Origin of the sequence: Cellulomonas jepli, assembly GCF_047229345.1 — a bacterium.
In the GTDB taxonomy this organism is placed as follows: domain Bacteria; phylum Actinomycetota; class Actinomycetes; order Actinomycetales; family Cellulomonadaceae; genus Cellulomonas_A.
The window spans coordinates 20,331-30,893 of sequence record NZ_JBFTER010000053.1 but is presented as its reverse complement, the minus strand read 5'-3'; the positions used below and the strand labels follow the sequence as shown (position 1 = coordinate 30,893).

Here is a 10,563-nt window from a genome sequence, read left to right as displayed (position 1 = left end):
GGGCGGGGTCGAGCGGCACGGCGCTCACGAGCGTGGCCGGGCCCCGCCGCAGCGTCCCGGTCGTCAGCGGACGGCAGCGCAGCCCACCCCGGCCGCGCATCGCCGTCAGCGCGCCCGGCGCGAGCACGTGGTCCATCCACGAGCAGGGGGCGGCCGCGGTCGCAGCGCGCAGCCGGACGGCTGCCCCCGGCTGCTCCAGGACGAGCTCCTCGCCGAGCAGCGGGCCGAGCTCGGCACCCCGCAGGACGACGTTGCGGCGCGCGCGCAGCGGGTCGAACGGGGGAGCGCCGAGCTCGGCGGCCATCGCCTCGAGCGCCTCGACCGCGAGGAGCGTCACGGCGGCGTCGGCGTGGGCGGCGTGCCCGAAGAAGCGGTCGCCCACGATCCCCTTCCCGGCGACGACCTCGACGGCCGCCGCGTCGGTCGTCTCGACGTCCGCGGCGCCGTCCCGCGGGCGCCCCGCGTACGCGTGCCGCGGCGAGACGAGCAGGTGCACGACCTCGACGTCGTACCGGTGGACCTCGTGCACCCGACGAGTGTGCACCTCAGGCGCCCCGGGGCGCGGACGCCGGCCGGAGCTCGACGACGTCATAGGTGTGGCCCGCGGCGCGCAGGCGCTCGACGAGGACGTCGCCGAGGCCGGTCGCCGGGGTCAGCGAGCCCGCGCGGTCGGGGAGCCGGTCCCCGTCGAGCGCGAGCGCGAGGCCCGCCTCGCCGATCATGACCGCCGTCGCGGCGTAGCCGGGGTCGCCCTGCGCCGCCGCGACGGCCCGGTAGCGGCGGCCGGACGTCGTGATCGCGTCGGTCTGCATCCGGAACCAGCCCCGGGCGCGCGTCTCCTCGGACGGCCCCGAGCCCGGCGCCGGGAGGGCGCGGTCGAGGAGCGCGCGCGTCGGCGGGAACGCCATGGCCGCCGGGAGCAGCCCGCGCGCCGCGGTGACGCCCGCCGCCGCCACCGCCCCGCGCGCGCCGCGGCCCACCCCCATGACCTCGCCGTAGCGCAGCGAGCGCCCGTACGCCCAGTCCTGCAGCGCGTTGCTGCGCCGCACGACCCGGCTGTTGAACGAGGCCATCAGGAACGGCGCGGTCCACCGCCCGTCCGGGCCCCGGCGCGGTGCGGGTGCGTCCGACGGCTGCGGCACGGACGTCTCGGCGGCGCGGTCGGGGCTCAGCGAGAACGGGTCGGCCAGGACGCGGCGGGCGTCGGGCGAGCGCAGCGCCTCCTCGACCACGCCGCGCATCGACTCGACGGTCCCGCCACTGAACCCGCCCCGCGCCGTCGCCACGAGGCGGACCTCGCTCAGCGCCCCCGCGCCGTCGTCGGCGCAGCGGCGGTGCAGCAGCAGGACGCTGAGGTCCGACGGCACCGAGTCGTAGCCGCACGCGTGCACGAGGCGCGCGCCCGTCCGGCGCGCCACGGCGTCGAACCGGTCGGCCGCGTCCCGCACGAACAGCACCTCGCCGGTCAGGTCGGCGTAGTGCGTGCCCGCCTCGGCGCACGCCCCGACGAGCGCCAGCCCGTGCCGGGCGTACGGGCCGACCGTCGTCACGACGGCGCGGGTGGCAGCGGCGAGGGCGGCGAGCGACGCGTCGTCGTGCGCGTCGGCCACGAGGAGCGGCCAGCCGTGCGCCCGTGCGGGGAGACCCGCGCGGACCTCCGCGAGCCGCTCGAGCGAGCGGCCCGCGAGAGCGATGCGGGCCGTCGGGCGCGCGTGCTCCGCGAGGTGCGCGGCCACGAGCCGCCCGACGAAGCCCGTCGCACCGTGCAGGACCAGGTCGTGCTCACGCTCGGGGCTCGTCATCGCGCGATGCTCGCGTGCCGTGCGGGGCGGCGCAACCGCTCGCTGCGCCCGGTGGGGCCTTCGCGACGCCCGGGCACGGGGGCGGTGCCGAGGAAGGGCCGAAGGGGCAGCGCGCCACCCGGGTCAGGGCCTGTCGCGGCGCCGGTGGTCGGCGGGACGATGGGGGCCCGCCGCCGGCGTCGGGTCGGCGGCCCGGTCGGTGGAGGCACCCGTGGACTTCAGGCTCGAGCTCGTGATCGTCCCGGTCAGCGACGTGGACCGGGCCAAGGAGTTCTACGTGGACAAGGTCGGCTTCGTCGCCGACCAGGACAACGTGGTCGCGGAGAACCTGCGGTTCGTGCAGGTGACCCCGCCCGGCTCCGCGTGCTCGATCGCATTCGGGCTGGGGCTCTCGGACGCGGAGCCCGGGTCGGTGCGCGGGCTGCAGGTCGTCGTCGACGACGCGGACGCCGCACGCGAGCACCTGCTCGCGCGGGGGATCGAGGCGCCACCGGTCGAGGACCACCCGTGGGGTCGCTTCACGGGGTTCGCGGACCCGGACGGCAACGAGTGGTCGGTCCAGCAGCTCCCGGACCGGTCGCGGCAGGGCTGACGCGCGGCGTCGCAGCGGTCCGGCAGCCCGGGCGTCCTGCTCCGCACGTCCCGGGCCGCACCCGCGTGCGACCCGGCGGGCCCGGCCCTAGCGTGGAGGGGTCATCGGCGGTGCGCGTCCCCACCCGCACGACGGGCGTCCTCCGCCTCCGGAGCCACGTCCCCAGGAGGACGCCATGCAGACCGCCACGATGATGAGGAGCCACCCCGCCCCGAGCGCCCTGGACCGCGGGCTGCTCGCGCGCGTGATCGACGTCGCGATCGAGTGCGCGCAGGCGTGCACGGCGTGCGCCGACGCCTGTCTCGGCGAGGAGATGGTCGCGGACCTGCGGAAGTGCATCCGCAGCGACCTCGACTGCGCGGACGTGTGCGAGACGACGGGCCGGGTGCTGTCCCGGCACACGGGCTTCGACGCGAACGTGACGCGCGCGCTGCTCACCGCGTGCATCGCGGCGTGCGTCGCGTGCGGCGACGAGTGCGGGCAGCACGCCGGGATGCACGAGCACTGCCGGGTCTGCGCCGAGGCGTGCCGGGCGTGCGAGGCGGCGTGCGGCGAGCTGCTCGCCGCGCTCGGCTGAGGTCCCCGGGCGCGCTCCCCGGGCACTGTCAGACGACGAGCTGGAGCGTGCGTGCGGCGAGCCCGACGCGCACGGTCTGGCCCCACGTCGCGGTCAGGCGGTCCGCCTCCAGGCCGTCGCCGAAGACGACCAGCGACTCCGAGCCCACGACGAGGCCGAGCTCGGCTCCGGCGGGCAGCGTCCCCGCGGTGAGCGTCGTCCCGGTGCTCGGCGAGGGCCACGCCTCCCGCACGAACCAGGCCAGCGCGGGCTCCGCCGGGCCCGGGAGCGGGGGAGCGTCGGCCCGGCCCCGGGCGAGCGACGCGGCCCACCCGGTGGCGCCCGTCCCGGTCGTGACGACGACGCCCGAGGAGGACTGCGCCTCGCTCGCCCCGCCCGGGACGTGCAGCGCGTACCGGGCCGACTGGTGGCCCGCGTCCCCGACGTAGACGTCGTTGAGCGCCTCGAGGGACGTGCCGTCGTCGAGCGACGCGCGCACGAGAGCCCGCGGCTCGACGCGGGCGGTGCCGCGCACGACCGCGTCGAGCACCCGCGCGACCGTCGCCGGGCGGTGGCGCACGAGGACGCCGGCGCTCCGCCCCGGCTCGGGGTCGACGCCCACGACAGGCTGGGAGCCGACGTACTTGGCGGTGTTCGCGACCAGGCCGTCGGGCCCGACGACGACGCACACGTCCTGCGGCTCGAAGGCGAAGCGGTGCAGGTCGTCGCGGTCGACGTCCCCGCGCCGCCAGTGCGCCGGGATGGCGGCGCGGGTCCGGGCGAGGGCGTCAGCGAGCGCGTCGTGGCTCGCCTGCACGTCCGCGAGGTCGCGGCCGCGCGTGCGCAGGAAGAACTCGGCCTGCCCGCGGGTGCCGTGCCGGTCGACGAGCTCGTCGAGCGCGCTGCGGCGGTGCACGACGACGGCGCGCGGGGCGAGCGTCACGTCACTCACCCCGCCCGGCGGTCAGCGCGGTCAGCGCCCCGGTGAGCGCGTCCGGGGTCAGCGTGAGCTGGCCGATCGCGGGCAGGTTCCCGGCGAGCTCACGCAGCGCCACGGCGAGCAGCACCTCGCGCGGCACGTCGGCGTAGGCGGCCATGCGGGCGCTCTCGGCGGCGCCCTCGGCCTCGCCCTGCAGCCGCGCAGCCTCCGCGGTCGCGGCGGCGAGCACGCGCTGACGGTCCGCGTGCGCCCGGGCCTCGATGAGCGCGGCGGCGGCCGCCTCGTCCGCGCGGGCGCGTGCGTTGGTGCCCTCCTGCGCGACGAGCTGCTGCTCGCGGCCGGCGAGCTCGATGCGGTTCGTCATCTCGTTCTCGGCGATCGCGCGCTCGCGCTCGACGGCCAGCGCGCGCCGCTCGAACGTCGACCGCTCGGCCTCCGACTGCGCCTGCTCGCGGGCCGGGGTCTGCAGCGCGCGCTCGAGGTCGGCGTCCGCCCGGACCGAGCCGATGCGGGCGCCGAGCACGCGCAGCCCGGTCGCGGCGACCCGGTCGTCGGCGAGCAGCGCCGCCGTGACGCGCGCCCGCAGCGGCCCGGTGCCCGAGGAGATCGCCTCCCGCAGCGTGCTGCCCGCGAGGGCGTCCATGACGTGCCCGGACGCGAGCTCGCCGAGCAGGTGCGCGACCTGGTCGAGCGGGCTCGCGGTCCAGGCGCCGGTGCCGGGGTCGATGCCGAAGTCGAGCCGCCGGGCGACGAGCTCGGGGTCCTCGAAGCGGTAGCTGACCGTGACCTGGGCGGTGACCTCCTGGAGGTCGGCGGTGCGGGCGCGGGCCACGAGGGGCAGCTCCCGGTCGTCGACGGGGACCTCGGACAGGACGGCGGTGAGCGGCCGGAACCAGAACGAGAGCCCGGTCCCGGACCGGCGGACGGTGCCGCCGCGCAGCTGCACGACGTGCGAGGTGGGGGCCGTCCGGAGGTGCCGGACGAAGGGGTAGCGGCTGATCGTGGCCACGAGGCTCTCCTCTGTTTTGTCGTCGCCATGACGATAAAACGGCACCTGGTTAATCGTCAAGTTGACGATATAGAGTGGCCGGCATGGGACCCCGCGCCTACACGCCCTCCGCCTACCCGCGGTTCGCGGTGACCGTCGACCTGGTCGTGCTCACGCTGCGCGCCGGGACGCTGGAGGTGCTGCTCGTCGAGCGCGGGGAGGAGCCGTTCCGCGGGCAGCGGGCGCTCCCCGGCGGGTTCGTGCGCCCGGACGAGGGGCTCGACGCCGCGGCGGAGCGCGAGCTCGCCGAGGAGACCGGGCTGCGGGACGTCCCCGGCCACCTCGAGCAGCTCGGCTCGTACGGGGAGCCCGGTCGTGACCCGCGCATGCGCGTCGTGTCCGTCGCGTACCTCGCGCTCGCCCCGGACCTCCCGGAGCCCCGCGCCGGGACGGACGCGGCCGCCGCCGACTGGGTGCCGGTCGACGCGGCGCTCGGCGCCCCGCTCGCCTTCGACCACGCGCACGTGCTGACCGACGGGCTGGAACGGGCGCGCGCGAAGCTCGAGTACAGCCCGCTCGCCACCGCCTTCTGCCCGCCGGAGTTCACCGTCGCCCAGCTCCGCCAGGTCTACGAGAGCGTGTGGGGTCAGCACCTCGACCCCCGCAACTTCCACCGGAAGGTCACCGGTGCCCCGGGGTTCCTCGTCGACACCGGGCGGACGCGCACCGAGGGGCGCGGCCGGCCCGCCACGGTGTACCGCCGGGGCGACGCGACGGCCCTGCACCCGCCGCTCACGCGGGAGTGAGCGCCGTCGCCCGTCGGGCTCGTGCCGGACCGCCGCCCCCGCCGCCCGTCGGTCCCGCGCCGGACCACCGCCCGCGTCGCCCGTCGAGCGCGCGAGGCCGACCGGCGCTCACGTGCGGCCCGCTCCCTCCCGTCCTAGCGTGAGCAGCGCGTGCAGCACGGCACGCTGCGTCGTCCGGGTGGTCGCGGGCCGAGGTGAGGGAGCCAGGTGGTGGCAGCACGGGAGCGGCAGACCGGCGAGCTCGAGACCTACCGGGCGATGCGCGACTTCGCCCGCACCCCGGAGCCGTCGGGCACGCCCGCGCCCCCGCCCGTCGAGGGGCAGCGTCGCTTCGTCGTGCAGCGCCACCGGGCCCGCCGCCTGCACTACGACGTGCGCTTCGAGATCGACGGCGTGCTCGTGAGCTGGGCGGTGCCGCGCGGGCCGACGCTCGACCCGAAGGTCCGGCGCATGGCCGTGCACGTCGAGGACCACCCGCTCGAGTACGAGGACTTCGAGGGCGTCATTCCGTCCGGGGAGTACGGCGGCGGCGACGTCATCGTGTGGGACCGGGGGACGTGGGAGCCGTACAAGAGCGACGACCCCGGCGCCGAGGTCGCGGCGGGCGAGCTGCACGTCGAGCTGCACGGGTCCAAGCTGCACGGGCGGTTCGTGCTCGTGCGCAGCGGCGGGCCCGACGCGCACGGCAAGGAGCAGTGGCTGCTGCTGCACAAGCGCGACGAGCACGCCGTCGAGGGCTGGGACGCCGAGGACCACCCGCGCTCCGTGCTGAGCGGCCGGACCAACGACGAGGTGAAGGCCGACCCGGACCGGCTGTGGCGCTCGGACCTCCCGGCGGCGCAGGCGTCGGTCGCGCTGCACCCCGACGCCGCCGCCCCGACCGACGACGAGCTCGCCGCGCTCGACGACCTCGGCGCCGGCGGGACGTGGGAGGTGCACGGCCGGCGGCTCAAGGTCACGAACCTCGACAAGGTCCTGTTCCCGGCCCGGCCCGGCGAGGAGCCCGTCACCAAGCGCGAGCTCGTCCGCTACGCCGCGCGGATCGCGCCCGTGGTGCTGCCGTACCTGCAGGGCCGCGCGCTCAACATGCACCGGTTCCCGCAGGGTGCGGGCGGCTCGGGGTTCTGGCACAAGGAGCTCCCCGGGCACGCGCCCGACTGGCTGCCGCGGTGGGACCGGCCCGACGTCGAGCCCGGGGACACGCGCACGTACCTCGTGGTCGACGAGCCCGCCGCGCTCGTGTGGGCCGCGAACTTCGGCGCCCTCGAGTGGCACGCGTGGACGTCGCCGACCGCCGAGCCGCAGCGCCCGAGCTACGCGCTCGTCGATCTCGACCCGGGCACGTCGACCGCGTGGGAGGACGTCGTGCTGCTCGCGCGCCTGCACCGCGACGCCTTCGAGCACCTCGGCGTGCGGGCCCAGCCCAAGCTCACCGGCCGGCGCGGCATCCAGATCTGGGTCCCGATCGCGCCGGGCCCGGGGTTCGACGACACGCGCGCGTGGGTCGAGCGGGTCTCGCGCACGGTCGGCGCCGTCGTCCCCGAGCTCGTGAGCTGGCGCTGGGGCGTGCACGAGCGCGGCGGGCTCGCGCGGCTCGACTACACCCAGAACGCGATCAACAAGACGCTCGTGGCGCCGTACAGCCCGCGGGCGGCGGCCGGGGCTCCGGTGTCCGCGCCGATCACGTGGGACGAGCTCGACGAGGACTGGCTGCGGCCCGACGCGTTCACGCTGCGCACCGTGCTCGACCGGGTCGCGGAGCGCGGGGACCCGTTCCGGACGGTGCTCGCGCGCGACCAGGTGCTGCCGCCGCTCACGTGAGAGCGGTCGGGCGGACCGGACGCTCTGCGCGGTGCGCGGCCCACCTCGTGTGCCCGCGGTGCACGGCCCGCGGTGCGCGCGTCGACCGCCCGGGACGTCGACCGCCCGGGGGTGCCGTCCGCCCGGCGCGGTCAGGCGCCGCGCGACTGCCCGAGCGTCGCGATCAGGTCCTCGTGCAGCTCGAACCACACGGTGTGGCACGAGTCCTCGCCGGTGCGGTTGACCCAGCTCCCGTCGCCCGCCAGGACGCGGTCGAGCGCCGCGGAGAACCGCCGGTCGTAGCCCGCGAAACGGTCGAGCACCGCGGTGAGCCCGTGCACGACCCCGACGAGCTCGCCCGCGAGCGCGTCGAGCTCCGAGACCACGAGCCCGTCCCACGCCGGGTCGGTGTGGTCGTTCTCCGCGAGCGGGTCACCGGGGCGCGGGCGCAGCTGCCAGCTCGTGCACGCGCTCTGCAGCCGGTCGTTGAGCGGCAGGAACGTCGCGTAGGTCGCGACCACGGTCGCGTCCCCGCCCGGCGCGGCGGCGAGCTCGGCGGCGAGGAGCCGCTCGCCGTGCGCGCGCCCGCGCTCGGTCAGCGACCAGCCGCCGAGCCCCGCGAACTCCGACCAGGAGACGAGACCGAGCGCCTGGTGGTCCAGGAGCAGCTCCGCGACGACGTCCGGGTCGAGCGCGAAGCGGCGCGCGGCCGCCGCGGTGTCGGTGAAGCCGCGCAGCCGGACGGCGTGCAGCACGAGCAGCTCGTCCGGCGACACGCGCGTCACGAGCGCCGCCCGTGGTCGTCGCGCGCGCGCCGGGCCAGCAGGCGGTCGAGGCGCTGCTGGCAGGCCTGCGGCGAGTTCATGCCCAGCGCGTCCGCCATCTGCGCCCAGGTCAGCCCGGCGCCGCGCGCGGTGAACAGCAGCGCGGTCTCGACCTGGTCGAGCTCGGCGCGTGCGGCGGGCAGCAGCGCGAGGGCGGCGCGGGCCGCGTCCGGGTCGTCGGGGCGGGTGCCGCCGGGGTCACCGTGGCCGGACCACCAGAGGAAGAAGCGGACGAGGTCGACCGCGGAGGGCGGCATGCCGGCGGGCTCCCACGGGCGCGCGTCGAGGTCCGCCGCGCCCAGGTCGAGCAGCAGCGTGCGCGCCCTGCGCTCGTCGTCGGCCTGGGTCTGGTCGGCCTGCGCGGTCAGCGCGGTCAGCGCCGGGTCGTTGTGCTCCACGGCCCGACCGTGCATCATCAACGAGACGTTGTCAACGATCCGTTGATGCGCGAGGTCGTCCCGCTCGGCGGGCGGGAGGCGGAGGTCGCGTGCTGCTGCCCCTCGAGGACGCGACCGTCGCCGTGGCGGGCGGCAAGGCCGGGACGCTCGCGCGGCTCGTGCGCGCCGGCGTGCGCGTGCCGCCGGGCGTCGTCGTGCCGCTCGACCTCTACCGCGCCACCGCGCAGCGGCTCGACCTCGAGGGGCTCGTGCGGCGGGGTGGGCCCGAGGCGGCGCAGCGTGCCCTGGCACGGGCCGACCTCCCGCCGGTGTTCCTGTCCGAGGTCGAGCGGGCTCTCGTCCGGCTGGGCGACGGTCCGGCCGCGGTCCGCTCGTCGGCCACGGGGGAGGACAGCGCGACGCGCACGGCCGCGGGCCAGCACCTCACGCGCCTCGGGGTCCGCGGTGCCGGTGCGGTCGTGGACGCCGTGCGCGCGTGCTGGGCGTCGCTCTGGTCGCCGGAGGCGGTCGCCTACCGGCGGCTCGACGACGCCCCCGACGCCCCGGCGACCGCGGTGCTGGTCCAGCGGCACGTCGACGCGGACGTCGCGGGCGTGCTGTTCACCGGAGCCGCGCCGGGTGACCCCGTGGTCGTCGAGGCGTCGTGGGGGCTCGGCGAGTCGGTCGTCGGCGGGCTCGTGACGCCCGACCGGCACGTGGTCCGCGCCTCGGGTGCGGTCGAGACGCAGGTGGGCGCCAAGTCGACGCGCGTCGACCGGGCCGGGGCGGGCGTCGTCACCGCGGCGGTCCCGGACGCGCTCGCGGCCGCGCGGTGCCTCGACGACGCCGCGGTGCGCGGGCTCGCGGACCTCGGACGCGACCTCGCGACGCTGCTCGGCCATCCGCAGGACGTCGAGTGGGCGGTCACCGGCGCGGTCGTGCACGTGCTCCAGGCGCGGCCCGTGACCGCGGGGCTGCCGGGGCGCGGGTCGGGGGATGGTGCGGGTGCGGATGCGGACCGGGCCACGACGGCGTCGGCGGCCGGCACCTCCGTCGCCGCCCAGCCTCTCGCTGCCCAGCCGCACGCCGCCGCGCCGCTCGCCGCCCTGCCCCTCCCTGCGACCGCCACCACCGGTCCGGTGCTCCGCGGGGTGCCCGGGAGCCGGGGCGTGCGCCGGGGGCCGGTGCGCGTCGTCACCGGACCCGAGGGGTTCGGCGCGGTCCGTCCGGGGGACGTGCTGGTGTGCCGGTTCACCGACCCCGCGTGGACGCGGCTGTTCGGCGTGGTGGCGGCGGTCGTCACGCAGACGGGCGGGGTCCTGTCCCACGCCGCCGTCGTCGCCCGCGAGCACGGGATCCCCGCGGTGCTCGCGGTCCCCGGCGTCCTCGCGGCGCTGCGCGACGGCGACCGCGTCGAGGTCGACGGGACGGCAGGGACGGTGCGGCTCCTGGGGTGACGCGCACGGGGCTCACGCCGGCGCTCACCGAGCAGCGCCAGCACCGCGCGGACACGTGCCGGCCCGGCCGGCGGCACGTCAGTCGACGATGCGGAAGTCCGGCAGTCCCTCCGGCTCCTCGGTCGTGACCTCGGCGGCGCTCACGTGCGCGTGCGACGGGCCACGGCGCGCCCACGCCACGAGCTGCTCGACTGCCTCGGGGTCGCCCTCCGCGACCGCCTCGACCGCGCCGTCGGGCCGGTTGCGCACCCAGCCGTGCAGCCCCAGGGCCTGGGCCTCGCGGGCGCACGCCCAGCGGAACCCGACGCCCTGGACCTCCCCGCGGACGACGACCCTGCGACGCGCCACCATCGGCCCAGTCTGCGCCGGTCCGGGAGAGCACGCCCCTGCGCCGGCACCCACGGCCGGGACGGGGGCCGCC

The 10,563-nt window shown here is 77.6% G+C and carries 12 protein-coding genes; 5 read left to right on the top strand and 7 right to left on the bottom strand.

Annotated features, from left to right (window positions below; all coding sequences use genetic code 11):
- Positions 1-529: MOSC domain-containing protein (locus AB6N24_RS13440; RefSeq protein WP_412869899.1), on the bottom strand; the 529-nt coding region annotated here is incomplete at its 3' end.
- A 16-nt stretch (positions 530-545) separates the two neighbouring features.
- The gene (locus AB6N24_RS13435; protein WP_412869898.1) at positions 546-1,802 is read right to left on the bottom strand and encodes a saccharopine dehydrogenase family protein; all 1,257 of its coding nucleotides are present in this window, start codon (positions 1,800-1,802) and stop codon (positions 546-548) included.
- A gap of 211 nt (positions 1,803-2,013) precedes the next feature.
- Between AB6N24_RS13435 and AB6N24_RS13430 the strand changes: the two genes are divergently transcribed.
- Together AB6N24_RS13430 and AB6N24_RS13425 are read left to right on the top strand one after the other, a co-directional pair.
- The gene (locus tag AB6N24_RS13430; RefSeq protein WP_412869897.1) at positions 2,014-2,394 is read left to right on the top strand and encodes a glyoxalase superfamily protein; all 381 of its coding nucleotides are present in this window, start codon (positions 2,014-2,016) and stop codon (positions 2,392-2,394) included.
- A gap of 175 nt (positions 2,395-2,569) precedes the next feature.
- Positions 2,570-2,971, top strand: coding sequence for a four-helix bundle copper-binding protein (locus AB6N24_RS13425; protein ID WP_412869896.1), 402 nt, complete (start codon positions 2,570-2,572; stop codon positions 2,969-2,971).
- A gap of 28 nt (positions 2,972-2,999) precedes the next feature.
- Here AB6N24_RS13425 and AB6N24_RS13420 read toward each other — a convergent pair whose 3' ends face one another.
- Positions 3,000-3,893, bottom strand: coding sequence for an NAD(+)/NADH kinase (locus tag AB6N24_RS13420; RefSeq protein ID WP_412869895.1), 894 nt, complete (start codon positions 3,891-3,893; stop codon positions 3,000-3,002).
- 1 nt (position 3,894) lies between these two features.
- Positions 3,895-4,899, bottom strand: a complete 1,005-nt coding sequence (locus AB6N24_RS13415; protein WP_412869894.1) for an SPFH domain-containing protein — start codon at positions 4,897-4,899, stop codon at positions 3,895-3,897.
- 83 nt (positions 4,900-4,982) lie between these two features.
- Between AB6N24_RS13415 and AB6N24_RS13410 the strand changes: the two genes are divergently transcribed.
- Positions 4,983-5,684, top strand: coding sequence for an NUDIX hydrolase (locus AB6N24_RS13410; protein ID WP_412869893.1), 702 nt, complete (start codon positions 4,983-4,985; stop codon positions 5,682-5,684).
- Between the two features lie 210 nt (positions 5,685-5,894).
- Positions 5,895-7,505: a non-homologous end-joining DNA ligase LigD gene (locus tag AB6N24_RS13405; protein WP_412869892.1), complete on the top strand. Its 1,611-nt coding sequence runs from the start codon at positions 5,895-5,897 to the stop codon at positions 7,503-7,505.
- 131 nt (positions 7,506-7,636) lie between these two features.
- On the opposite strand, the gene AB6N24_RS13400 is transcribed toward AB6N24_RS13405, so the two are convergent.
- Together AB6N24_RS13400 and AB6N24_RS13395 are read right to left on the bottom strand one after the other, a co-directional pair.
- Positions 7,637-8,269 (bottom strand): transcriptional regulator, encoded by a 633-nt coding sequence (locus tag AB6N24_RS13400; RefSeq protein WP_412869891.1) that lies wholly within the window; start codon positions 8,267-8,269, stop codon positions 7,637-7,639.
- Positions 8,266-8,706, bottom strand: a complete 441-nt coding sequence (locus tag AB6N24_RS13395; protein ID WP_412869890.1) for a MarR family transcriptional regulator — start codon at positions 8,704-8,706, stop codon at positions 8,266-8,268. The genes AB6N24_RS13400 and AB6N24_RS13395 overlap by 4 nt, the downstream gene beginning before the upstream one ends.
- Before the next feature lie 89 nt (positions 8,707-8,795).
- On the opposite strand from AB6N24_RS13395, the gene AB6N24_RS13390 reads away from it, so the two are divergent.
- The gene (locus AB6N24_RS13390; protein WP_412869889.1) at positions 8,796-10,142 is read left to right on the top strand and encodes a PEP/pyruvate-binding domain-containing protein; all 1,347 of its coding nucleotides are present in this window, start codon (positions 8,796-8,798) and stop codon (positions 10,140-10,142) included.
- A 78-nt stretch (positions 10,143-10,220) separates the two neighbouring features.
- Here AB6N24_RS13390 and AB6N24_RS13385 read toward each other — a convergent pair whose 3' ends face one another.
- Positions 10,221-10,493 (bottom strand): acylphosphatase, encoded by a 273-nt coding sequence (locus tag AB6N24_RS13385; RefSeq protein ID WP_412869888.1) that lies wholly within the window; start codon positions 10,491-10,493, stop codon positions 10,221-10,223.
- Positions 10,494-10,563: the final 70 nt, after the last annotated feature.

Excerpts from the sequence above, each read along its gene's own strand:
- AB6N24_RS13385 (WP_412869888.1), bottom strand. The coding sequence starts at position 10,493 with ATGGTGGCGCGTCGCAGGGTCGTCGTCCGCGGGGAGGTCCAGGGCGTC.
- AB6N24_RS13425 (WP_412869896.1), top strand. The coding sequence starts at position 2,570 with ATGCAGACCGCCACGATGATGAGGAGCCACCCCGCCCCGAGCGCCCTG.
- AB6N24_RS13435 (WP_412869898.1), bottom strand. The coding sequence starts at position 1,802 with ATGACGAGCCCCGAGCGTGAGCACGACCTGGTCCTGCACGGTGCGACG.
- AB6N24_RS13410 (WP_412869893.1), top strand. The coding sequence starts at position 4,983 with ATGGGACCCCGCGCCTACACGCCCTCCGCCTACCCGCGGTTCGCGGTG.